The 23,746-nt window shown below is 45.4% G+C and carries 20 protein-coding genes; 5 read left to right on the forward strand and 15 right to left on the reverse strand.

Annotated elements, in window-relative coordinates; translation table 11 throughout:
- Positions 1–51 precede the first annotated feature (51 nt).
- Positions 52–1,056, forward strand: a complete 1,005-nt coding sequence (gene add / locus L3V32_RS16800; protein ID WP_005395038.1) for an adenosine deaminase — start codon at positions 52–54, stop codon at positions 1,054–1,056.
- A gap of 69 nt (positions 1,057–1,125) precedes the next feature.
- Here the strand turns inward: add and hemN are convergent, their stop codons facing one another.
- From hemN to L3V32_RS16825, 5 genes are all read right to left on the reverse strand, one after another.
- Entirely contained in the window at positions 1,126–2,517 is a 1,392-nt protein-coding gene (gene hemN, locus L3V32_RS16805) for an oxygen-independent coproporphyrinogen III oxidase (RefSeq protein ID WP_109168673.1), read from the reverse strand.
- Between the two features lie 184 nt (positions 2,518–2,701).
- Positions 2,702–3,190 carry a DUF2489 domain-containing protein gene (locus L3V32_RS16810; RefSeq protein WP_005379254.1) on the reverse strand — a complete coding sequence of 163 codons (489 nt, stop codon included), beginning with the start codon at positions 3,188–3,190 and terminating at the stop codon, positions 2,702–2,704.
- 7 nt (positions 3,191–3,197) lie between these two features.
- A complete protein-coding gene (yihI, locus tag L3V32_RS16815; RefSeq protein ID WP_005394455.1) occupies positions 3,198–3,740 on the reverse strand; it encodes a Der GTPase-activating protein YihI in 543 nt (180 codons plus the stop codon).
- On the reverse strand, positions 3,740–4,378 hold the full coding sequence (locus tag L3V32_RS16820; RefSeq protein WP_199803651.1) for a class I SAM-dependent methyltransferase: 639 nt from the start codon (positions 4,376–4,378) through the stop codon (positions 3,740–3,742). Before L3V32_RS16820 ends, yihI begins: the two co-directional genes overlap by 1 nt.
- Before the next feature lie 838 nt (positions 4,379–5,216).
- Positions 5,217–5,834: a cytochrome c gene (locus L3V32_RS16825; protein ID WP_005379248.1), complete on the reverse strand. Its 618-nt coding sequence runs from the start codon at positions 5,832–5,834 to the stop codon at positions 5,217–5,219.
- A gap of 159 nt (positions 5,835–5,993) precedes the next feature.
- Here L3V32_RS16825 and yihA point away from each other — a divergent pair, with 159 nt between their 5' ends.
- Positions 5,994–6,653, forward strand: a complete 660-nt coding sequence (yihA, locus tag L3V32_RS16830) for a ribosome biogenesis GTP-binding protein YihA/YsxC (RefSeq protein WP_005394452.1) — start codon at positions 5,994–5,996, stop codon at positions 6,651–6,653.
- 748 nt (positions 6,654–7,401) lie between these two features.
- Here the strand turns inward: yihA and polA are convergent.
- The 3 genes from polA to hemB form a co-directional block, all read right to left on the reverse strand.
- Positions 7,402–10,188: a DNA polymerase I gene (polA, locus tag L3V32_RS16835; RefSeq protein WP_237284748.1), complete on the reverse strand. Its 2,787-nt coding sequence runs from the start codon at positions 10,186–10,188 to the stop codon at positions 7,402–7,404.
- A 620-nt stretch (positions 10,189–10,808) separates the two neighbouring features.
- Positions 10,809–11,243, reverse strand: a complete 435-nt coding sequence (locus L3V32_RS16840) for a GNAT family N-acetyltransferase (protein ID WP_237284749.1) — start codon at positions 11,241–11,243, stop codon at positions 10,809–10,811.
- 127 nt (positions 11,244–11,370) lie between these two features.
- Positions 11,371–12,432: a porphobilinogen synthase gene (gene hemB, locus L3V32_RS16845; RefSeq protein WP_031777176.1), complete on the reverse strand. Its 1,062-nt coding sequence runs from the start codon at positions 12,430–12,432 to the stop codon at positions 11,371–11,373.
- 184 nt (positions 12,433–12,616) lie between these two features.
- On the opposite strand from hemB, the gene L3V32_RS16850 reads away from it, so the two are divergent.
- Positions 12,617–13,378, forward strand: coding sequence for a TatD family hydrolase (locus tag L3V32_RS16850; protein WP_006741775.1), 762 nt, complete (start codon positions 12,617–12,619; stop codon positions 13,376–13,378).
- Between the two features lie 459 nt (positions 13,379–13,837).
- Here the strand turns inward: L3V32_RS16850 and tatC are convergent, their stop codons facing one another.
- The 7 genes from tatC to rmuC form a co-directional block, all read right to left on the reverse strand.
- Entirely contained in the window at positions 13,838–14,581 is a 744-nt protein-coding gene (gene tatC / locus L3V32_RS16855; RefSeq protein WP_237284750.1) for a twin-arginine translocase subunit TatC, read from the reverse strand.
- A 68-nt stretch (positions 14,582–14,649) separates the two neighbouring features.
- On the reverse strand, positions 14,650–15,048 hold the full coding sequence (gene tatB / locus L3V32_RS16860) for a Sec-independent protein translocase protein TatB (RefSeq protein WP_005382959.1): 399 nt from the start codon (positions 15,046–15,048) through the stop codon (positions 14,650–14,652).
- A 3-nt stretch (positions 15,049–15,051) separates the two neighbouring features.
- Complete coding sequence (tatA, locus tag L3V32_RS16865; RefSeq protein WP_005382958.1) at positions 15,052–15,297, reverse strand: Sec-independent protein translocase subunit TatA; 246 nt, start codon at positions 15,295–15,297, stop codon at positions 15,052–15,054.
- Positions 15,298–15,349: 52 nt separating this feature from the next.
- Positions 15,350–16,984: a ubiquinone biosynthesis regulatory protein kinase UbiB gene (gene ubiB, locus L3V32_RS16870; RefSeq protein WP_006741774.1), complete on the reverse strand. Its 1,635-nt coding sequence runs from the start codon at positions 16,982–16,984 to the stop codon at positions 15,350–15,352.
- Entirely contained in the window at positions 16,981–17,616 is a 636-nt protein-coding gene (locus L3V32_RS16875) for an SCP2 domain-containing protein (protein WP_237284751.1), read from the reverse strand. The genes ubiB and L3V32_RS16875 overlap by 4 nt, the downstream gene beginning before the upstream one ends.
- Before the next feature lie 11 nt (positions 17,617–17,627).
- Positions 17,628–18,407: a bifunctional demethylmenaquinone methyltransferase/2-methoxy-6-polyprenyl-1,4-benzoquinol methylase UbiE gene (gene ubiE / locus L3V32_RS16880; RefSeq protein WP_005379210.1), complete on the reverse strand. Its 780-nt coding sequence runs from the start codon at positions 18,405–18,407 to the stop codon at positions 17,628–17,630.
- Between the two features lie 78 nt (positions 18,408–18,485).
- Positions 18,486–20,018 (reverse strand): DNA recombination protein RmuC, encoded by a 1,533-nt coding sequence (gene rmuC / locus L3V32_RS16885; RefSeq protein WP_005394435.1) that lies wholly within the window; start codon positions 20,016–20,018, stop codon positions 18,486–18,488.
- Between the two features lie 168 nt (positions 20,019–20,186).
- Between rmuC and L3V32_RS16890 the strand changes: the two genes are divergently transcribed.
- Positions 20,187–21,095 (forward strand): DMT family transporter, encoded by a 909-nt coding sequence (locus L3V32_RS16890; RefSeq protein WP_237284752.1) that lies wholly within the window; start codon positions 20,187–20,189, stop codon positions 21,093–21,095.
- A gap of 191 nt (positions 21,096–21,286) precedes the next feature.
- Positions 21,287–23,734 (forward strand): bifunctional diguanylate cyclase/phosphodiesterase, encoded by a 2,448-nt coding sequence (locus L3V32_RS16895; protein WP_237284753.1) that lies wholly within the window; start codon positions 21,287–21,289, stop codon positions 23,732–23,734.
- Positions 23,735–23,746 lie beyond the last annotated feature (12 nt).

The raw sequence follows: 23,746 nt of genomic DNA on the forward strand, positions 1-23,746 counted from the left end.
ACAGATGATGTTTGGGCCCTGTTCCAGTTCATAACTATCCGGATCGACATAATGATAACGAAGAACCTTCCTCTTACTGATTTGCACCGCCACCTAGACGGTAACATTCGTACTAAAACGATTCTTGAGCTTGGCCAAAAATTTGGTATTGCTCTGCCAGCGTACGATATTGAGTCTCTAACTCCTCACGTTCAAATTGTCGAAGCGGAACCCTCTCTTGTTGCTTTCCTTTCTAAGCTCGACTGGGGTGTTGCGGTACTGGGCGACCTAGATGCATGTCGTCGTGTGGCGTACGAAAACGTAGAAGACGCACTAAACGCTCAAATCGATTACGCTGAACTGCGTTTCTCACCATACTACATGGCAATGAAACACAAGTTACCAGTAGCGGGTGTTGTTGAAGCAGTCGTGGACGGTGTGCAAGCGGGTATGCGCGATTTTGGCGTGAAAGCCAACCTGATCGGCATCATGAGTCGCACATTTGGCACCGACGCATGCCAACAAGAACTGGACGGCATTCTGAGCCAAAAAGATCACATCGTTGCCGTCGACTTGGCGGGTGACGAACTGGGCCAACCGGGCGATCGCTTTGTGTCTCACTTCAAACAAGTACGCGACGCTGGCCTTGGGGTAACGGTTCATGCTGGTGAAGCAGCAGGTGCAGAGAGCATGTGGCAAGCAATCAATGAGCTGGGCGCAACTCGTATCGGTCACGGCGTAAAAGCGATCCACGATCCAAAACTGATGGATTACCTAGCAGAAAACCGCATTGGTATTGAGTCTTGCCTAACATCAAACTACCAAACAAGCACGGTAGAAACGTTAGAAAACCACCCTCTCAAACAGTTCCTAGAGCATGGCGTTCTTGCGTGTCTGAACACTGACGATCCAGCGGTTGAAGGTATCGAGCTGCCATACGAATACGAAGTAGCGGCACCAGCAGCTGGTCTGAGCCAAGACCAGATTCGCCAAGCACAAATCAATGGCCTTGAGATTGCGTTCCTTTCAGAAGCAGAAAAAGCGGAACTGAAAGCAAAAGTAAAAGATCGCGCTTAAATCCAGCGAAAACATAAAAAAATGCCAGCATCTGCTGGCATTTTTTATATCTTGAATCGGCGTCTATGATTAGATAACACGAGAGAATTGTTGCTGACGCGCCTTCGCTCGCAGGTACTTATCGAAGCTCATACAAATATTACGGATCAGCAAACGACCTCGCAGCGTCACACGAATTTCATTGTCATCCACTTCCACCAGCTCATCGTTGATGAAGGTCTGAAGTAGCTGCAAATCTTCTTTAAAGTACTGATCAAACTTCACTTTAAACTCAGACTCGATCGCTTTCTTGTCTAGTTTAAAATTACAGATCAGCTGCTTGATCACTTCGCGACGTAGCAAATCATCAGAGTCCAGCGAAACCCCTTTCCACAGTGCATGACGAAGTTCGTTGACTTGAGCGTAGTATTTCTTCAGCTCTTTCTGGTTTTGCGCGTATGCATCGCCGATCATCGAGATTGCAGAGACACCAAAGCCAACCAAATCACATTCACCTTGTGTGGTGTAGCCTTGGAAGTTGCGATGCAAAATACCTTCGCGCTGAGCGACGGCAAGCTCATCGTCCGGTAAAGCAAAGTGGTCCATGCCGATAAATTGATAGCCAGCGCCAGTCAGTGTCGCGATGGTATCTTGCAGAATCGCCATCTTCTCTTCTGCTTTAGGCAGATCTTCGTCTTTAATCTTACGCTGCGCTGCAAATAGCTGTGGCATGTGCGCGTAGTTAAATACGGACAGACGGCCCGGCTGCATTTCCAGTACTTGTTCTAACGTCTTGGCAAAAGAGACTTTGGTTTGCTTTGGCAAGCCGTAGATCAAATCTAGGTTTGTCGAACGGAAACCCAACTCTTTTGCGCGCGCAACCATCGCAAAGATGAACTCTTCATCTTGCTCACGGTTCACCAGTTTTTGCACTTCTTTGTTGAAGTCCTGAACACCGATGCTCAAGCGGTTAAAGCCTTCGCTACGCAGGTGATCCAACATGGTGATCTGAATTTCACGCGGGTCAACTTCGATACTGATTTCAGCATCACTGCTAAAGGTAAACTCTTGGCGCAACAGGCTCATTACGCGTGTAATTTGCTTTTCAGAAAGGAACGTTGGCGTACCACCACCAAAGTGCAATTGCGTGACCGTTCTGCCCACCAATAAGGCTGCACGTTGACGAATCTCATGCTCAAGCACATCGAGGTATTCGTCCGCTTTGTGCGAGTGGCGCGTAATGACTTTATTACAACCACAGTAGTAACAAAGCTTGTGACAGAACGGAATGTGCACGTACAGCGATAATGGGCGGTCTGGGTACTGAGTGCATGCCATATCATAATCAGAAATGGTGAACGCTTCATGGAACTCCAGCGCCGTTGGGTACGACGTGTAGCGAGGACCGGAATAGTTGTACTTATCCAATACCGCTTGATCCCAGACGATTTGCTGCTTCGATTCAGTGTGTTGATTCGACATGGTGGTACTTTCCGTTAAATGCTAGGGCAACGAAAGCCGTCACCCGATATTCAGAGCCGCTATTTTGCCATACGACGATGACAAGCGTGGCAACGCCGACTGGCTTTTTAATTATAAAACTAAAGAAGTGCTAGCGTGATCACGATACCCCCAACAGTCATAAGGAAACCATTGGGGGTAACTATTAAATCATCTGAATATTGATTTGATTATTCAGTGGCTGGACGTTTTTCTGCAACACTTTGAGCTCCTCAATAATCGCGTCAGTGAGGCGGCTTTCCGCTTTATGACGCGTCAAGTTCTGTTGCATACGCTCTTTCTTGGCAAGTTGTTGGCGTTCTTCACCACGCGCCATATCTTTCACGATATGGTAAAGCTCAGAAATTGCAGGGTACGTTTTATCGAAATCGACACGGTCTTCACCTTGTACATAATCCATGATGTTATACACACGAATACTGATTTCAGATAAATCGCATTGGCCTTGAATACCCGCCTGACACAAGGTATGCACATTCTCAAAAATGTTGGCGTTACGTTTATCTATCGCCAATTTTTGATGCTTTAGCTGCAATTCCTTTTGCTTTTTCAATTGAAGCAGAAGGTAACCTGCATAAGAAGCAAGTGCGATGATAATCACAACACCAGCAATAGCTAATAAGGTTACATTCATAGCTTAATTATCCTTTGTAGTCGTCGAAGTTAATGTCGTCGAAATCTGCCAGCAAGTCATCATCATTGCGCGTGCTTTTCTCAGCAGGAGCAGTGAAGTCTTCCTCTTCTTCAGGTTCCAACAAACCTAGTTGGTCCATTAGCTTCTCAATGCGGTCGAGCTTCTCATCGACGTATTTCTGTAGACCTGTGCCTAGGTTTTCACCCGCTTCAATACGGTCTAGCAACACGTTCAATTGCGCGTCATTTTCTAGCATCTCTAGTTCTTGCTCTGCCGACAAACGACGCTCTTGCTTCGTCATTTTCTTCGCAGGCTCAACAACCAGAGGAATTTTCTTTTTACTGCCTAAACGCGGGTCGCGGTTTTGTGCAGCAGCTTGCTTTTTCTGCTCGTTAACTTCTGAGTTACGGTTACCCGTTTTCAAGCCTTTGCGCTTTTTAGCACGCTTGCGTAGGCGGCCTTCCACATCAGACTCTGTACGGTTACGAGTTACAACAAACTCAGGTGCGCCAGCGGCACCTGGCTTTCTAGATTTTTTACTACGGCTCATTACTGGGGTTTCCTCAGTAAAATTACATCATTACCAATAAATTCGAGTTCGAGCTTATCCCGCTCTGCTAGGAACTGGAACGTGTCACGACTAAAGAACACTACATGAGTGAGATCGTTCTTATAATGCCATGATTTGAAAGCCTCCACGTCGATGACCATTTTCGTCATCAGGCCTATCCAGCCCCCTGGCTTAACTAAATTCAACCATTGCTTCCACACCAAATCTGGGTGGTAGAGGTGCTCTATCACCTCTGTTGCTGTCATGAAGTCATACGTTTTATCTAAAACCGACGTATCAGGGTGGTAGTAGAGATCGTACAACGCCATGTTGTGCCCCGCCTCTTCCAGCATCAAGGAGAGCGTTGGGCCAGGACCACAACCAAAGTCGATACCATTTGATTGTGGAGAAATTCGCTCTGTGATCGGGTCAGCAATACGCGACAAAAAGCGTCGGTAACCTAAATCTTCAGGGTTGTTCTCATGCAAATCATAGTGAGCTTTTTCGGTTTCCGCATCCAAACGTTGGTCTGGATTCACGAACACCAAACAGCACTGCTCACATTGAAGATATTCACGTCGCTTATCTTCAAAATAGTGGTGAGTACGCTGATTTTGGCATAAAGGACAGGTATGCATGCTGACTTCCTCAAACAGGGATGCGAAACATACCAGAAAGTGAACTCAGATTGGAGTGTTGCTGAGCATTTTTTCAGCAATTTTTGTTAAAAAACTTTGTTTACAACCTATAAAGCTAAATAAGTGCAGTAATCTCAATTCAAGTTACGACTGAGCAAGTCAACGGATATAAAAAAAGCGACAGTCAGACTGTCGCTTTCTAAGTGCCATCAATTGGCGAAACTGTGTTGCACGCATTTGGTGCATCAATGTTCCCTTTGTTTTTCGAGCTTTCCCTGCCAAAAAGAGTTGTTTTTCATCTTCCTGATGAGTTTTGGCTATCCGTTTACTTCCTGTCTACTGAGCAACTTCCTGTGCCTGATCCGTTTCACTGTCTTAACCGTCAGACGAGATGACCATCCTTATCAGATAGGCTCCCTACCTATCTAAATCCCTTTCTAAATCACCAAGCATCCGAGCTACATCCTTGGAGACCTAAACCGTGGTCTTAAATCCTTACATTCACCCCCTGTGAACAACTTCTACTTTACGCCATCCCGCGATGCTCACAAGTAATGAGTTGAAAAAATCATCCGCCTATTTTTCTAAAACATCAAAATTATCATTTAATCAAAAACTTAAAAACACCAACAAGAAAAAGCCAACATCAAGTATGGCAAATGTCTCACAAACTGCCGAGCCAACTATCGCTTTCGCATCCAAACTCGACTGTGATATCTGTCACGAACAAAAATGCCCTAGTGGATTCACTAGGGCATTTTTGTACAAGTTGCTCGAACGATGTAGGGACATCTACCCAACCAGCTCAAGATGCAGGATCTTGAGCGATTTAGGTATATTAGTGCAGACCGCCAACGTATTTAGACAGCACTTCGATATCTTCGTCTGTCATTTTCTTCGCGATGTCGCGCATCATGGCATTCATATCATTACCACGGTCGCCATCACGGAATTTTTCTAGCTGAGCTTTGATGTAGTCAGCATGCTGACCAGAAATTTTCGGGAAACCTGAAAGCTCAGTACCATTGCCACGAGGACCATGACATGCAATACATGCGGTTAGGCCACGCTCGGCATCACCAGCGGTATAAAGCGTTTTGCCTTTTGCTACCACATCTTCAGGTGTTGAGTTTTCTGAAACTGGTAGCGAAGCGTAGTAAGCAGATAGGTCTGCGATATCTTCATCGCTCAGTGGCATTGCCATACCACTCATTACAGGATCGTAACGACCTTGTTTACCACCACTTGTCATGCCTAGCTTAAGTTCTTTTAACTGCTTCTCAAGATACTTAGCGTGTTGGCCTGCGAGTTTCGGGTACGTTGTTATTGCACTGTTGCCATCTGCTCCGTGACAGGCGACACAGGTTTGTGATTTTGCTTTACCAGCCTCAATATTACCTTGGGCCCATACTGAGCAACTGGCTAAAAGACTCAAAATTAGCGCTAATTTCTTCATGACATTCCATTATAATTATCAAGCTTCCAGTACCACGGAATGTGAACATACCGCGTACACTCATGGTACAATAGGCGACCTTATGCCGAGCACGGTTATTTTACACATTTTCACAAAAAAGTAATCAATCGACTACACAAAGTCGAGATGGAGTTAACAGTGAGCGTAAAAATTCATTACCAAAATACGCATTTCATCACCAGCGCACCCGATATTCGTCACCTACCGGAAGACGAAGGTGTCGAAATTGCGTTTGCAGGACGCTCAAACGCTGGTAAATCGAGTGCACTTAACCGTCTAACTAATCAAAAAAGCTTAGCCAAGACATCAAAGACACCTGGTCGTACGCAATTAATCAACCTTTTCAAAGTAGAAGAAGGTTGTCACATTGTCGATCTACCTGGGTACGGTTTTGCTCAAGTACCGGTAGAGATGAAAAACAAATGGCAGAAATCTTTGGGTGAATACCTACAGAAACGCGAGTGCCTAAAAGGCTTAGTGGTTCTGATGGACATTCGTCATCCAATGAAAGATCTCGACCAGCAAATGATTTTCTGGGCCATCGATAGCCACATTCCTGTGCAAGTTTTGCTAACCAAAGCAGATAAACTAAAAAGTGGCGCACGCAAACAAACCCTGCTGAAAGTTCGCAAACAGGTGGAAACTTTCGGTGGCGACGTTTCCGTTGATGTGTTCTCTTCCCTTAAAGGATTAGGCGTTGATCAGCTGCGTGCAAAACTGGATACCTGGTTTGCACCGGCGCTCGCACACCTGATAGAAGAAGGCGAACTGGATACCCCAGCAAGCGACGAAGAATAATTAACAATATTTGTTAAATTTTTTCGACACGGCCCTACCATTTGGTGGGGCTTTTGTTTATCTGAGCTAAATAACAGGCAATAAAAATCCCCACCTTCCTGGCAGGGATAACGGGAGAGAAAAATTGGTAATTATTGTTATGTGACGAAGCATTGCTGAACTATCGGATGATTTCAATAGCTTAAAAAGCCGCCTAACTTTAGCTTTCGCTTAATTAACTCACAACCATAACCAATAAAGAAAATACAATTCAACAAGTTAGACAGAAATCTACCCACTTCCACGTCAACTTAGTTTCCTTCAAGAAAAAATCATAGTGTGATTGGCATAAATTTACAGATTGAATAGTTTGCGAGTTTTTGAAGAAAATTGGAGTGTAGACAATAGGTTAAAGATGGGAGAAATATAAAGACAAGTCGTTACCAACCCAACACATTGAACAAAAAGAAAAATTTTCTTTCGCACAATAAAAAACGCCCCAGTCAAAAGCTGACTGGGGCGGCTGAATCAGCCTAATCCAATAACGTGAAACAAAAGGTCTGAAAGATAGAACATCTTACCTCTGTACCCTACGAGTATTAATGTACAACAATTGGTCAGAATTGCAAAGAATTTTTGTAGTTTTTTTTCATGAATTTTTTATTAAGCAACATCAAAATTAACTTTGTGCTAGCTTTTTTAATCGCAAAAAAAAGCCAGCGTTTGTGCGCTGGCTCATAATTAATTGGTTATTTTGGTCTAAAAGTGACTAATGAGCTTGATCCCAGTTATCACCGTGCCCTGCTTCTGCAACCAATGGTACTTTTAGCTCTGCTGCAGATTCCATCAATTTCTGTACTTTACTTTCAATTTCGGACAATGATGACTCTTCAACTTCAAAGACCAATTCATCGTGTACTTGCATTAACAACTTCACACGGCCATTGCCTTCTTCCTGAATCCACTGATCAACCAACAGCATCGCTTTCTTAATGATGTCCGCAGCCGTACCTTGCATCGGTGCGTTGATTGCCGCACGTTCAGCAGCTTTACGACGCATCCCGTTGCGCGATTTGATTTCTGGTAAATGCAAACGTCGACCAAAGATCGTTTCAACATAGCCCTTATCTGCAGCCGTGCTGCGCGTGTCTTCCATGTACTGCATAACGCCAGGGTAACGCTCAAAGTATTTATCCATGTAGGCTTGTGCTTCGCCGCGAGGGATACCAAGCTGCTTCGCCAAACCAAATGCACTCATGCCATAGATAAGCCCGAAGTTAACGGCTTTAGCACGGCGACGCTGCTCGCTCGATACCTGTTCAATATCCAGGCCCATAATTTCTGCCGCAGTTGCCGCGTGAATGTCTTTACCATCACGGAAGGCATCCAATAACGCTTGGTCGCCAGAAAGGTGCGCCATGATGCGCAGTTCGATTTGCGAGTAGTCGACCGCTAAGATTTTATGGCCAGCTGGTGCGACAAACGCTTGGCGAATACGACGGCCAGCTTCGTTACGAATTGGAATGTTTTGTAAGTTCGGATCGGTAGAAGATAGACGACCAGTTGCGGTTACTGCTTGATGGTAAGAAGTATGCACACGCCCAGTTGTTGGGTTGATCATCTTCGGCAGCTTGTCCGTGTACGTCGATTTAAGCTTCGCCAAACCGCGATATTCCAAAATCAATTTTGGCAGTGGGTAATCTAGCGCGAGTTCTTGTAGCACTTCTTCATTCGTCGATGGTGTACCTGATGGCGTTTTCTTCACCACCGGTAAACCCATTTTTTCAAATAGGATGGCTTGTAATTGCTTTGGCGAGTTCATGTTGAACTCTTGCTCTGCAATTTCATACGCTTTCTTTTCAAGCTCATCAAGGCGAGCGGTAATCTCGACCGACTGCGCACTCAGCTTCATTTCATCGATAAAGACCCCAGTGCGTTCAATGCGCGAAAGAACTGGCACCAACGGCATTTCAATCTCTTCGTACACTGTCTTTAGGCTTTCATCCTGCTCGATATTCGCAAACAAGCGATTGTGCAGACGAAGGGTCACATCCGCATCTTCTGCCGCGTATGGCGATGCTTGTTCCAACTCGATTTGGTTAAACGTAAGCTGATTTTTGCCTTTACCTGCAATTTGCTCAAAAGAAATGCAACTATGTTGTAGGAAGCGCAGCGCCAAGCTGTCCATATCGTGTTTACCGCCGACACTGTTGTAAATGTACGATTCCAACATCGTGTCGTGCTTGATACCTTTTAGCTCAATATCATAACGAGCCAATACAGACGCATCATACTTTAAGTTTTGACCAACTTTTGCTTTCGCTGCATCTTCAAGAATTGGCTTAAGCTGTCCTAGAACCCAATCACGATCAAGCTGTTCAGGTGCATCTAGGTAGTCATGTGCAACAGGCACATAAGCGGCAATGCCTTCATCGACAGCGAATGAAAAACCAACCAGGTTCGCTAGCATGTAATCTAGGTTGTCGGTTTCCGTATCAAACGCAAACAACTCGGCCGTTTGAAGTTTGTCTAGCCACGCATTGAAGGTTTCTTCATCCAGAATCGTTTCATATTGGCTGCGGTCGATTGTCACTGCGGAAGTTTCCATCTCGGCATGAGAAGCAGAGGCTTGAGCAGAGCCAGCAAGCTCAACAGCTTCTACCGACCCAGAACCGCCTTCAAGTAGCTCGTTCAACCAAGATTTAAACGTCAGTTGACCATACAGCTTCACTAGTTCGTCTTTATTTGGTTCCGCTTTCAGCAGTGATTCTGGCGTTTCTTCAAGTTCAACATCCAATTTAATGGTCGCGAGCTCGTACGACAGCATGGCATTTTCTTTGTTATCGATGAGCTTCTTCGCCATGGTTTTAGAACCACGGAAGCCAAGCGCAGCAATGTCATCGAGATTTTCATACAACTTCGTCAGACCACCAATACCTTGCAGTAGTGCAGTCGCTGTTTTGTCACCCACGCCTGGTACACCAGGGATGTTATCAACTTTATCGCCCATCAGCGCTAGGTAGTCGATGATTAACTCAGGTGGAATGCCAAACTTTTCAACCACACCTTCACGATCCATCACGACGTTCGTCATGGTGTTGATCAAGGTAATATTATCATCCACCAACTGCGCCATGTCTTTATCACCAGTACTGATCAATACAGGCATGCCTTTTTGTGATGCTTGATGCGCCAACGTACCAATGACGTCATCTGCTTCGACACCAGGAACGCAGATCAGTGGTAAACCCATCGCGCGAATAACATTGTGCAATGGTTCAATTTGGCAACGCAGATCATCCGGCATTGGCGGACGATTAGCTTTGTATTCTGCATACATATCATCACGGAAGGTTTTTCCCTTCGCATCGAAAACCACCGCGATGCGCTCAGACGCAAACTGACGCATCATGCTGCGTAACATGTTCACGACACCGTAAACGGCATTCGTTGGAATTTCACCATTGCTCATGGTGCCCGGGTAGGCGTGAAAAGCGCGATATAGGTAAGAAGAGCCGTCGATAAGGATCAACGGATTTTCAGGAATACTTGCCATAATTGTCTGTATCCAATTCAGTACTTGAGAGATCTGCCTAGGATGCCATGACTGCTGATCCGAATCTATCTTGTTCGCTCGATCTAGGTCGCGTAAATTTTTCGATTTTATTCACGAAGATAACCTCACCCTGTGGATAACTCTGTTTATAGAAATTATCCACTGGTTATCCAATGATAGAAAACACAAAAAACACGTACGTTAAGTTATTGTTTTTAAAAGTTTGTTTTACAAAACGGCGAGAAGATCAACGGTCCTTAAATGATCATCGTGTGTGGAAAAAATACGAATAGTGACGTCAAATAGAAATCGTAGAAAAGAAAAAAGCGACCCGAATGGGGTCGCCTAGCAGAAGTGGTAAAGCAAATTCTGTAAATAGAGCAGCTTAACCAAGAAGCTATAAATTACACTGGAAGCAATGTGAGCAATGTCGTGTCAAAAAGAATTCGTGCAAGTTCTCGGAAAAATGTTTCATCACTTCTCAACTTTCAGTTAATCAACTTCTGTTAATAAGTCATTCAACGTCCTTGTGAACTCTTCCTCATTCCCTAAGACAGGTTTAATAATAATGATTCTCATTTCGTAGTCAACAGTTAAATGAGAAAAAATCTCATTTATTTTCACATCGCTTTAATGAAATGAACTCGAGATTCACGAAGATTAATTTTTTCTTCAAATTTTTCAATGATATAGCCATTTCTCAATAACAATCGAAGCATAGCAGGAAACTGATTTCGAGATTTCACTTTTAACGTGTTATAGCCTTGCTCAGCCGCCCAATCTTCTTGTGCTTCCAAAAGCAATTGTGCCACGCCTTCATTTCGAGCCTCAGGAACAACACCACCCAACCAGCTATAGAAAACACCATCCTCTAATTCGTAACCTATTTTGAAGCCGACAATCGTGCCATTTTTTTCTGCAACGAGGATTAAACTGTTTTTCTCTTCTAAACGTTGAGTCATGGAGTCTGCCGTTTCTCCTTTCGAAAATTCGGTAACACGTGCCACAACTTGAAGTGCTTCTTCCAATGTGCCTTCACGAATCAGCATTGTCATTGTTCTCTTCTCCAAAATAAAAATACCCAAGCACCTTGGATTGTTACTGTTGTAATCCGCCTGAGGTTACTTGGGTATATACAGACGAACAACTCTTGTTGGTCTGGTGTTTCTCACTGAGCGATAATTACTCTTCAGTCGCTTCCGGAGTACGATTTAGGTGTTGAGCAGTTTGTGCATTCTCTTCTGCCAACCACTCAGCCACATCTTTCGCAAAGTACGTTAAGATGCCGTCAGCACCTGCACGTTTGAAGCACAGTAGTGATTCCATCACAATTTCGCGCTCTTTGAGCCAGCCATTCATGATCGCCGCTTTATGCATCGCGTACTCGCCAGATACTTGATAAGCAAATGTCGGTACTTGAAGTTCAGTTTTTACTCGGCGAACTACATCTAAGTATGGCATACCAGGTTTAACCATCACCATGTCCGCACCTTCATTGATGTCTAGCGCCACTTCGTGAATCGCTTCGTCAATGTTTGCTGGGTCCATTTGGTAGTTTTTCTTGTTGCCGCCTTTTAGATTTGAAGAAGAGCCAACCGCATCACGGAATGGTCCGTAGTAGTTCGACGCGTACTTAGCCGAGTAAGCCATGATTTGTGTATGAATGTAGCCCGCATTTTCTAATGCTTCGCGGATCTTACCAATACGGCCATCCATCATGTCTGAAGGCGCGACAACGTCAGCACCCGCTTCAGCGTGAGACAAAGCCTGCTTAACCAGTACTTCCGTGGTTTCATCATTCATTACGTAGCCATCTTCATCGATGATGCCGTCTTGGCCGTGCGTCGTGAATGGGTCAAGTGCCACGTCTGTGATCACACCGATTTGAGGAATATGTTCTTTAAGCGCACGTACTGCTCGCTGGACCAAACCTTCCGGGTTGTAGGCTTCAGTAGCACATAAGCTTTTAGCGTCTTGGTTTACGACAGGGAAAAGCGCGATTGCTGGAACGCCTAGATTTGCAAGGTATTGCGCTTCTTCTAGCATTAAATCAATCGACAAACGCTCTACACCCGGCATGGACTCCACGCTCTCACGACGATCTTTACCCATAAGAATGAACATTGGGTAAATCAGATCATTAACAGAAAGTTGGTTCTCAGCCATCAAACGACGACTAAAATCGTGCTTACGTAAACGACGCATACGGCGTGCAGGGAATGGACCTTGAATTGATACAGACACCATTTTCTCCTTGTCTGGACGGTTATGATGATCAAATCATCTGGTGAACAAAATCATATCACTCTTGATGCATGTTGCGAGTGACAATCTGGAAAAAGGTAATGAAAAAAACTGAAAATGACCCAGCACTCACACTCAAGTATACTTCGAATACGAAACCAACCATGAAGCACAGAGAGTAACGATGATCGATACCCACGCGCACATCTATGCCAGCGAATTTGATAACGACCGCGATGAAGTAGTACAACGCGCCTTAGCGCAAGGCATTAATAAGATCCTGTTGCCAAACATCGATCTGGACTCTATTGAGCCCATGCTACAAACCGAAGCGGCGTATCCTGACGTGTGCCACTCAATGATGGGACTCCATCCTTGCTATGTGGATAACAACGTTGAGCAAACGCTGGAAATCATCCGCGGCTGGTTTGAGAAACACAAGTTTATTGCGGTGGGCGAAATTGGTATCGACCTGTATTGGGACAAAACCTATCGCGCCGAGCAAGAGATGGCATTCGTGACTCAGCTAAACTGGGCAAAAGAGATGGATTTACCGGTCGTGATCCACACTCGTGATTCGATTGAAGAAACACTCACTTTGCTAAGACAAGAGCAAGATGGTCGTCTGCGTGGTGTATTCCACTGTTTTGGCGGCAGTTTAGAAGAAGCGCAAGCAATCAATGAGCTAGGCTTCCACTTAGGCTTGGGTGGCGTATCGACCTTTAAGAATGGCGGGATGGATAAAGTCATTCCACATTTGGATATGCAGTGGGTCATTTTAGAAACCGATTGTCCATACTTAGCGCCAGTACCGCACCGTGGTAAGCGTAATGAACCAGCCTACACTTCTCTCGTTGCACAACGTGTTGCCGACTTGCGTGATGTCGATGTCGCAACTATCGATGCCATAACGACTGAAAATGCCAAAAAGCTGTTTAATATTTAATTCACGAAAATTGAAAAAAGCGACGAAATCAACGTCGCTTTTTATTACCTAAACTATTGAATGAATGATTCAACCTATTGAAATAATAGAACAACCCACACAAAGTTATTGATAAACATAACAATTAACTAGCAACTCTACTTACCTCTCATATCGCCACTTTACTTCGTCTGTTTTGCAAAACTGTCGACAATTAGACATATTCTTTTTCTATACTGCTTTATGCCCATTAATTAGCACAAATGTAAAACAGCATGAATATGGAAGTTGAAGTGTGTACACATGGTGCTTACTTACAACGCGTACCGCGCAGTTTTTTTCAAAAGCTGCTGGGCATCAAGGAAGTATACGTATGCACAAAGTGTGGTTACGTCATGAAAGTTAAGTAGTTAGCCCAAGAAACAAACCAACCGCAAAAAAAGCGGCTCAATTGAGCCGCTTTTTACATCTACAGTAAACTTATTCTTCGGTTGCCTCTTCGCCTCGACGCGTATAAAAACGCGCAAAGAATAAACCGACTTCAAACAGTAAGCACATCGGAATGGCGAGTAAGGTTTGTGAGATCATGTCTGGCGGTGTTAATACCATACCAACGACAAACGCAGCCACAATGATATAAGGCCGTTTCTGTCTTAGATCTTCTGGTGTGGTGGCCCCAGTCCAACACAACAAAATAATCGCAACAGGCACCTCGAATGCGATACCAAACGCCATAAATAGCGCCAGTACAAAATCGAGATAGCTAGAAATGTCGGTCGCAAACTCTACACCACCCAATGAGATAGCAGTAAAGAAGCCAAACACTAGTGGAAACACCACAAAATACGCAAATGCCACACCGCAATAAAACAGCAGTGAGCTGGAAAACAGCAACGGCATAATCAAACGACGCTCATGTTTGTATAAGCCAGGAGCAACAAAGGCCCAAACTTGATACAAAATAAACGGCACCGCAATAAATACCGAAGCGATTAACGTCAACTTCAGTGGCGTGAAAAAGGGTGAAGCCACATCCGTAGCAATCATGGTTGCGCCTTCAGGTAGACGCTCTACTAAAGGTGCGGAAACAAACTCGTAAATGTGGTTAGAGAAATAAATTAGTCCGACAAACACCACCAACACTGCCAAAATTGAGCGCAGTAGTCGGTTGCGAAGCTCCAACAAATGACTAATTAAAGGTTGTGTCTGCTCGACGGTAGACATGGCAAACCTCTTATTAAAAACCAGATCAAAAAGGAGCTACCAATCACTAGTAGCTCCTCCTAATGAGACTATTCGGCTTTCTTATCTGCCGCTGTAACCTTGCTCTCTTCCGCTTTCTCTACCTTTTCTGCTGCTGGCTCTGTTTTTACAGGCTCAGCCTCTGAATCGGTGTTCTTTGCGTAAGGACGATTTACAGATTGCGCTGCCTTCTTCAATTCTTCGACTGAAGATTTCAACTCAGGAGACAAATCATCCATCCCCATTTGCTCTGCTTTGCGCAAGTTTTCTTGCAGCTCTTGGACTTTCAGCTCGTGTGACAATTCGTCTTTGACGCTATTTGCCATACTCTTAGCGGCACCGATAAAGCGAGACACGCTGCGAATAGCATGAGGCAAACGCTCCGGCCCAAGAACGACCAGACCAACAACAGATATTAATACCAGTTCCCAAAAACCGATATCAAACACGTTTTACGCCTGCTCTTTGTCTTTTTTCGTTTCAGGAGCAGCTTCTTTTTTCTGCTGCTCTTCTAGACTTTTTGGTTCGAAGTCTGCGTCTTTGTCATTTTTCGCAGGTTCATCTTCGCTCATCGCTTTTTTGAAGCCCTTAACGGCACCACCCAGATCGCCACCGATACCGCGTAGTTTCTTAGTTCCGAATAGCAATACAACAATTACAGCAATGATTAGAAGTTGCCAAACACTGATACCACCCATTCTCTTTACCTCGGGTCTTTAAATAAACAAAAATATTTCAAGAGTTTAACGTCTATTGACGATAAGCTCGCCAACTAAGCAGCCAAAATGTGACACCTGCGATACCGCTGGCCAACGAAAGCTGCTCAAAAGCATTGTTCACCAATATTGCCGAGCATACGACTAAAGTGGCGCCAACGCCAAATAAAAACTTTCCTGTCGCCTGCTGGCGCTTGCTCTGACGATACCCTTGGTAAAGCTGATCCATGCGTTGGTTCATCGCTTTACCTTGTTTCAGGCTATCGTAAAGCAGCTCTGGCAGTTCCGGTAACTTCTCCGCCCAAAATGGTGCGCGATCTTTAATTGCATTCACCAAAGCTTGCGGCCCAACTTGATTCATCATCCATTCTTCAAGGAATGGTTTTGCGGTCTCCCACAAATCAAGCTGAGGGTACAGCTGCCTACCAAGACCTTCCACGTACAGCAGCGTTTTTTGCAGCAATACAAGCTGTGGCTGAACCTCCATATTGAATCGACGTGCCGTGTTGAACAAATTCAACAGCACATGACCAAAGGAGATTTCGCACAGTGGCTTAGCAAAAATAGGCTCACACACAATGCGAATCGCGAACTCAAACTCATCGACATTGGTATCGGCAGGCACCCATCCTGAGTCCACATGTAACTCTGCCACTCGGCGGTAGTCTCGATTGAAAAACGCCAGGAAGTTTTCCGCCAGATAACGCTTGTCTTCACTATTAAGTGTACCAACGATTCCGCAATCTAGCCCGATCCACATTGGGTTCTCTGGATGTTCGGGTTTGACGAACACGTTCCCCGGATGCATATCGGCATGGAAGAAGCTGTCTCGGAACACCTGAGTGAAAAACACACTCACGCCGCGCTCCGCGAGCAATTTCATATTGGTGCCATTTGCTTTCAAGCCATCAATATCAGAGACTTGAATGCCATATATTCGCTCAGAAACCATGACAGTTTCATTACTGAAGTCAGGAAAAACTTCAGGAACATACAATTCTTCGCTGCCTTCAAAGTTGCGGCGCAACTGAATGGCATTCGCCGCTTCACGTCGTAAGTCGAGTTCATCAAGCAATGTTTTCTCGTACTCACGTACAACTTCAACCGGTTTCAAACGACGTGCTTCAGGCATTGCTCCGGCGACTATACGCGCCATTCGGTGCATCAGTTTTAGATCTGAATCAATGACCGGGCGAATATCTGGGCGGATAACCTTTAATACCACTTCTTGGTTAGAGTCTTTTAAACGCGCAGTATGCACCTGAGCAATCGATGCTGACGCCAGTGGTTTGATATCAAACTCGGTAAACCAGTTTTCTAACGGGCCACCTAATGCTTGCTCCATCTGCTTTTTTGCTAGCTCACCATCAAATGGCGCTACTTGGTCTTGAAGCAAAGCCAGGGGATCAGCAATGTGCGGAGGAAATAAGTCACGGCGCGTTGACATCATCTGACCGAACTTAATCCAAACCGGCCCCAGCTCTTGCAACGCTAAACGCAGGCGCTCACCGAGTGGTTTTTCTGGATGCTTGTTCTTAATCCAGAACAGGCTTTTGCGCAGCAATAACGGAGCTTTGGTCAGTTGGTGATCGGGAAGCAGCTCATCTAAGCCGTATTCCAGTTGTACTTTGGCGATGTGGTATAAGCGCTTTAGTTCTGCTGGCGTCATGGTTTCTCCAATGCCGGCTTATCCGCATCCAGCTTATTCAGCAAAGCAGTCAAGCGAGCTTCAACGCGAGAAGCCTGGCTGCGCACCTCATCAACCTGGTCGCAAAAATACGCCACTTCTAGAGGAGCAGGTGCCAACTTCCACTCTTCAGTCACTACTTGCGCAAGATGACGCTGGTGTTTCTCTGCTTGAGATGCGAGGAAGTTGCCTATGTTTTTTGAACCTTGCACAAAGGTATGTGCGGCGACATCGCCAGTTACGCGAGACAACCACTCTTCAACATCTGGTTTGCAATCCACCATCAACTGAGAGAATTTCTGCGCCAATTGAATATCGCCTTCAAGCTCGAGTTTATCTTGTTTAATAAGGCGAGTGATGTTGGCCTGGTCACGCAGCTCTGGCAACACGCTCAAGTTGAGCGATAGATAGCAGTTTGGCTGTCCTTCGTAATGACCGAGCACATCAATTTGCTGACTAAAAACGAATGTCAGTGTTTTATTGATCTCTTTCAGGTGAACTTGAATAACTTGACCTTTTAGACGCGCTAAACGACGGCCCAATGTAGGGTCGTCTTTGATCAGAGTATTCAGTGACGTTTCAATCACAGCGGTGATAAGTGGTTCAAATGGCATGCCGTTAACCCTTAGAATTTATAACCGCGATGCAAAGCCACAATACCACCAGTTAAGTTGTAGTATTTGGTGTTTTCAAAACCTGCGTCTTGCATCATGCCTTCCAGCGTTTCTTGGTCTGGATGCATACGGATTGACTCCGCTAGGTAGCGGTAACTCTCTGAGTCATTCGCAACTAGCTCACCGATTCTCGGCAACAAGTGGAATGAATATGCGTCGTATACTTTCGATAACGGCTCTAGCACTGGTTTTGAAAATTCCAACACCAATAGACGGCCGCCTGGCTTCAGTACGCGGAACATTGAACGAAGCGCTTTGTCTTTGTCAGTCACATTACGCAAACAAAAACTGATGGTGATGACATCAAAATAATCATCTGGGAACGGCAGTTCTTCTGCGTTGGCTTGAACGTAATGCACGTTACCCACAATTCCGTTATCGCGCAGTTTATCGCGGCCAACGTTAAGCATTGAATTATTGATATCAGCAAGGATGACATGGCCTTCATCGCCAACAATGCGCGAGAATTTCGCCGTTAAATCACCCGTACCACCACCTAGGTCAAGAATACGTTGGCCAGGGCGAGCACCACTACAATCGATAGTGAAGCGCTTCCAAAGGCGGTGAATACCACCAGACATCAGGTCATTCATGATGTCGTATTTTGTTGCCACGGAGTGGAATACTTCGGCAACCTTAGTCACTTTTTCGTCTTTTGCCACTGTAGAGAAACCAAAGTGGGTGGTTTCATTCTCTAACGCTGTATTGGATTGCAAACTTGTGTCCGTCATTCTAATTCCTCTTAGGCAGCGCTTTCTCTCTGCGGGGCGTTTGCTGACAAATAAAATCGCCCACTGCACTGCGGGCGATTAGTTTACTTTATCCTCAGCCGGATGTCTTTCTACTAACGGGTCATTTTCTGAAAATGAATCACTCTGCGCTAACTGTGCGAGGTCAGAAGAAATTGGTCGTTTGATTTCAACCCCAAGGTGCTTAAAGCTTTCGGCTTGACGAATCACATTCCCGCGCCCTGTGGCAAGCTTGTTCATTGCGCCTTGATAGCTTTGATTCGCCTTATCCAGCGCACCGCCGAGCCCTTCCATGTCGTCCACAAACAATCGTAATTTGTCGTAGAGTTTTGTCGCGCGCTGCGCAATCATTTTGGCGTTTTCATTCTGGCGTTCATTGCGCCATAGATTATCAATGGTGCGCAGTGCCACCAGCAACGTTGTTGGGCTCACCAAAATGATGTTTTGCTCCATCGCGTCTTTGATCAAACTTGGATCGGCTTGAATCGCGACTTGGAACGCAGGCTCAACCGGAATAAACATCAGCACATAGTCCAAACTCTGAATACCTTTGAGTTTGTGGTAGTCCTTCATGCTTAAACCCTTAATGTGCGCACGCAGTGCGGCTAAGTGCGCACTCAAAGCCTGATCTCGCTCAGCATCAGTTTCGGCGTTGAAATAGCGCTCATAGGCAACCAGCGCCATTTTGGAATCCACAACCACTTGTTTGTTTTGTGGGAGATGAACAATCACATCAGGTTGGTAGCGCTTGCCTGCTTCATTTTGCAAATTCACCTGAGTCTGATATTCGTGCCCTTCACGCAGTCCCGACTCGGCAAGTACCCTCGCGAGCACCACTTCGCCCCAGTTACCTTGCTGCTTGTTGTCCCCTTTCAACGCTTGGGTCAAATTAACCGCTTCTCGCGTCATTTGCTCATTCAAACGTTGCAGGTTTTTGAGCTCATGCACTAAGGTATGGCGCTCTTTAGCTTCTTGGCTAAAGCTGTCATTAACGTGCTTTTTGAATCCTTCTAGCTGCTCTCGGAGCGGTGACAACAAACCTTCCAAACTCTGACGGTTTTGCAAGTCGACCTTCGCGGTTTTTTCTTCAAACAGTTGGTTGGCCAAGTGCTCAAATTGCTGTTTCAGGCGCGCTTCCGCTTGCTCTAGAATTTGCAGTTTTTCGGCATTGGCTTGGTTGATTTGCTCATGACGTGCTTGCTGCTCACGCAGTTGCGTTTCTAGACGTGATTTGTGCTCACGCATCTGACCAAGCTCATCAAAGTATTGTTGGCGCTCTTGCTTTACGGCCTCGAAGTAACGCAGTTTTTCCATTGCGGCCATCAGCTTTCCGTGTGTTTGGCGTACTTCAAACGCGGCTTTATCGCGCTCATCATCTAATTCATCCAACTCTTGCTGAGCATCGGCAAGGCTTTGTTTAACCTGTTCAAGCTGCTGTTGGTGAAGCTGCTTTTCTGAAACAAGTTGTTGTTCGAGAAGCTGAGTTTGGGTGATAAAACGCTGTTTCACCCACCAACCGACGGCGACACCACTAAGCGTGGCAGCGCAAAGAGAAGAGAGAATGAGAGATTGGTACTCAAGAATCCATTGCATAATAGCGAGTTAGCCTGTGTTTTGTATCTATAACAATGGTATTTAGACACTGGATAAATGTCCAGTTTGTTGGATGAAAAATCCTCGCATACACTAGGCCTTCCTATAATATTCTTTCTTCCGCTCAAATGAACCAAACCGAGCGGCACATCATCACGCAGAGGCATCATGAACGAGCGTCGCGCCCTAGGATTTGGGCTCTCAGCAGTATTACTTTGGTCTACCGTTGCAACCGCATTTAAACTCACGTTGGCAGAATTTACGCCAATCCAAATGCTGTGCATTGCCAGTATCGTCTCTGCGATTGCGCTGACGATAATCTGTGGTGTGCAAGGCAAGTTGGGCCAGTTAAGTGCCACCTTCCTCTCAAACCCTTGGTATTACCTACTGCTTGGGTTGATTAACCCCTTGGCGTATTACGTCATTCTCTTTAAAGCGTATGACTTGCTGCCTGCATCCCAAGCCCAAGCGATCAACTACAGCTGGGCCATTACCTTGACGCTAATGGCTGCTGTTTTCTTAGGGCAGAAGATCCGTGCTAAAGATTGGCTCGCTTGCGGTTTTAGTTATGTAGGCGTGATTGTGATTGCCACACAAGGCAATGTTCTCGGCATGCAATTCGAGAGCCCGTTGGGCGTGGGGCTGGCGCTGCTATCGACACTGTTGTGGGCTGGTTACTGGATTTTAAACACCAAAAATAAGGCCGACCCTGTGGTTGGTGTATTACTTGGTTTTTTGGTCGCTATTCCATTTGCCATTGGTTTAAGTATTTATGAAGGTGCGAGCTGGCAGGCAATCTCAATTAAAGGCTGGGCAGCGGTGACGTATGTCGGGCTATTTGAAATGGGGATTACTTTCGTCCTATGGCTAAGCGCCCTCAAATCGACGCAAAACACAGCCCGCATCAGTAATCTGATCTTTGCTTCGCCATTCATCTCACTGATGCTATTGGCAACCATCATTGGTGAAGAAATTCATCCATCAACCTTGATTGGTTTAATACTGATCATCAGTGGATTAGTGGTCCAACAACTATCGTGGGGTAAAAAAACCAAAGCCATGAGCACTTCTCAATGATGAACAAAAAACCTCAATAAACGATGCAATGAGTTGGATAAAAAAGAGATATAGCTAACAGTTTAATGATAGAAAGCGCCTTACGCTGCTGGGAATTACCTAAGCGTTGGATACGATACCAACACGGCCCAATAGCTTAAGCTAGATTCTAATACCACTATCTTTGGGCGCTTCAGGACACGTTATTAATTATGTTTCGCTTCGCTATTCCTTCGCCTTTGATGGCAGACTGGCAACAGGCTCTGCAACAATGCTGTGATGCTACTCAAGCTCAGGGACAACTTTATACTCTGAGCGATACCCAGCAGTGGCTATCAACTGAGGTGTCCACCTCGGTTCAAAATCATTGCGCTATCGTCGAAGTGGTAGTGCAAGTTGCCGATCAATTTAAACCGACAGACTTGACGATAAGCCACACATCCTTTGGACAGCAAACCTTGAGCATAGGTCCAATTTGGCTACCAAATGGCGATCTGTTTGCCGTATTAGCGCTAACTCACCCTGACGATCAAATCACGGTAGTGTCTGCTTGGCTGAGTGCATTAGTGGGGCGAATGAGCTTTGATGTCAGCTCACACTACCAGCAAGAACGAACACGCCATCAAACTGCAGCGACCACACCATTACCGACGCTGCAAGAGTTTATCGACTGTCTTGAAGACCATATTTGGATAAAAGGCATGGATGGTCTTTATTCGATGACCAACCGAAGCGTAGAAAATGCGTGGCAAAAGACCAATAGTGAGATCATCGGCAAAGATGATTTCGCACTGTTTAGCCACGAGCGAGCAGAGAAGTTCATTGAGGCCGATAACTTGGTCGTGGCGACAGGCACGCTGAACATCGTCGAAGAATGCCGCCAAATTGATGAAAACAATAACCCAACTTGGCTAGAAACCATTAAGTCTCCTGTCCGTGATAATGACGGTAACTTAATTGGCATTCTGGGCATGACGCGCAACATCACACGCCGGAAAATGGTCGAAACGCAACTCTCATTGGCGTCCAAAATTTTTAATAACTCACAAGAAGGCATGGTCATTACTGATCGCAATGCCAACATCATTGATGTAAACACAGCCTTTACTCAAATCACCGGCTATCGCTCTGAAGAGGTGATTGGAAAGAACCCTAGAATTCTGCGCTCAGGTCATCATGACCAAGGCTTCTATAAACAGTTGTGGCATCAGCTCGAAACCAAAGGTCAATGGAAAGGCGAGTTCATCAACCGAAAGAAAGATGGCAGCATTTACCCGCAGTTAGCGACCATTAGTGCCGTAATGGACGATAAAAATCATCTCATTAACTACATCTGTGTATTTGAAGATATTTCCGTGCGTAAAGCACACGAAGAAAAACTGCAGCGCATGGCCTTTTATGATCCGTTAACGAATCTACCTAATCGCACCCATTTACTTAGCTTGCTTGAGCAACACATTGAAACCGGGCACAAGAACCAACAGACGTTTGCCACCCTATTTCTGGATATCGACCATTTCAAGCACATCAACGATAGCATGGGTCACTTTTGTGGTGATCAGTTGCTGTCTAAGTTGGCTATCCGTCTGCAAGATATTCTTCACTTAAATGCGCATGTGGCTCGTATTGGCGGCGATGAGTTCGTGATCATTTTGCCGGACGTCCACAGTGATGTGGCTTTGCTGGAAACCGTCGGCAATATTCTCAGCGTTTTCCAACAACCGTTCGACTTGGCAAATCACGACTCACTGCGCGTCTCGACCAGTATTGGCATAGCCTTATACCCGAGAGACGGCCAAGACAGCGAAACCTTACTCAAAAACGCAGATACAGCAATGTACTTAGCGAAGAAAAATGGGCGCAACGGCTACGCATTTTACTCGCCAGATTTAACCGATAAATCCGTATCTCATGTGCGCATTCAATCTGCTTTACATCAAGCGATAGAAAAACAGCAGCTTCGATTAGAGTTCCAGCCACAATATAACTTGGAGCAACATGCGATTGTTGGCGTTGAAACCTTATTACGCTGGCAGCACCCCGAATTTGGCCTTGTACCACCAGCCGACTTTATTCCAATTGCAGAAAAAACGGGGCTTATCCAAAGCATTGGCGAGTGGGTCTTGCTACACGCTTGTCAGCAAGGAAATGCTTGGCTGAAACAAGGCGTTGAGTTTGGCAGAATTGCGGTTAATGTGTCGGCATTACAGCTTCAGCAATCGAATTTCATTCAGAGATTGAGCGATATCCTCAATCAAACCGGTTTTCCTGCTCAACGGCTGGATTTGGAGATCACCGAGAGCTTTTTACTGATCGACCCTCAACAAGCCATAGCGTCGTTAAATCAACTAAGAGGCTTAGGCATCGAGATTTCTCTGGATGATTTCGGCACAGGCTATTCGTCTTTGTCTTATTTGAAAGGTTTACCCATCAATAAGCTGAAAATAGATCGTTCGTTTGTCAGTGATGTACCCAGCAATAGCGATAGCAATGCGATTGTGAATGCGATTATCGCCATGGGAAAAACACTGTCATTGAAAGTCGTAGCGGAAGGAATAGAAACTCAGGAGCAAGCCGATTACTTGTTCGAAAAAGGCTGTGTTTACGGTCAAGGGTATCTTTTTAGCCAGCCAGTAAGTGCGGAAAAACTTTTTCGTTGAGCCAGCTTGTAG

Source organism: Vibrio sp. J2-4 (assembly GCF_021728155.1).
GTDB lineage: Bacteria > Pseudomonadota > Gammaproteobacteria > Enterobacterales > Vibrionaceae > Vibrio > Vibrio diabolicus.

What these genes read in the sequence shown, in the direction of transcription:
- L3V32_RS16825 (WP_005379248.1), bottom strand. Translation starts at nt 5,834, where the DNA reads ATGAAGAAATTAGCGCTAATTTTGAGTCTTTTAGCCAGTTGCTCAGTA.
- L3V32_RS16875 (WP_237284751.1), bottom strand. Translation starts at nt 17,616, where the DNA reads ATGCCATTTGAACCACTTATCACCGCTGTGATTGAAACGTCACTGAAT.
- L3V32_RS16810 (WP_005379254.1), bottom strand. Translation starts at nt 3,190, where the DNA reads ATGAATGTAACCTTATTAGCTATTGCTGGTGTTGTGATTATCATCGCA.
- L3V32_RS16850 (WP_006741775.1), top strand. Translation starts at nt 12,617, where the DNA reads ATGATCGATACCCACGCGCACATCTATGCCAGCGAATTTGATAACGAC.
- add (WP_005395038.1), top strand. Translation starts at nt 52, where the DNA reads ATGATAACGAAGAACCTTCCTCTTACTGATTTGCACCGCCACCTAGAC.
- L3V32_RS16890 (WP_237284752.1), top strand. Translation starts at nt 20,187, where the DNA reads ATGAACGAGCGTCGCGCCCTAGGATTTGGGCTCTCAGCAGTATTACTT.
- rmuC (WP_005394435.1), bottom strand. Translation starts at nt 20,018, where the DNA reads ATGCAATGGATTCTTGAGTACCAATCTCTCATTCTCTCTTCTCTTTGC.
- L3V32_RS16820 (WP_199803651.1), bottom strand. Translation starts at nt 4,378, where the DNA reads ATGCATACCTGTCCTTTATGCCAAAATCAGCGTACTCACCACTATTTT.
- tatA (WP_005382958.1), bottom strand. Translation starts at nt 15,297, where the DNA reads ATGGGTGGTATCAGTGTTTGGCAACTTCTAATCATTGCTGTAATTGTT.
- L3V32_RS16895 (WP_237284753.1), top strand. Translation starts at nt 21,287, where the DNA reads ATGTTTCGCTTCGCTATTCCTTCGCCTTTGATGGCAGACTGGCAACAG.
- L3V32_RS16840 (WP_237284749.1), bottom strand. Translation starts at nt 11,243, where the DNA reads ATGACAATGCTGATTCGTGAAGGCACATTGGAAGAAGCACTTCAAGTT.
- polA (WP_237284748.1), bottom strand. Translation starts at nt 10,188, where the DNA reads ATGGCAAGTATTCCTGAAAATCCGTTGATCCTTATCGACGGCTCTTCT.
- ubiB (WP_006741774.1), bottom strand. Translation starts at nt 16,984, where the DNA reads ATGACGCCAGCAGAACTAAAGCGCTTATACCACATCGCCAAAGTACAA.
- ubiE (WP_005379210.1), bottom strand. Translation starts at nt 18,407, where the DNA reads ATGACGGACACAAGTTTGCAATCCAATACAGCGTTAGAGAATGAAACC.
- hemN (WP_109168673.1), bottom strand. Translation starts at nt 2,517, where the DNA reads ATGTCGAATCAACACACTGAATCGAAGCAGCAAATCGTCTGGGATCAA.
- yihI (WP_005394455.1), bottom strand. Translation starts at nt 3,740, where the DNA reads ATGAGCCGTAGTAAAAAATCTAGAAAGCCAGGTGCCGCTGGCGCACCT.
- tatC (WP_237284750.1), bottom strand. Translation starts at nt 14,581, where the DNA reads ATGTCTACCGTCGAGCAGACACAACCTTTAATTAGTCATTTGTTGGAG.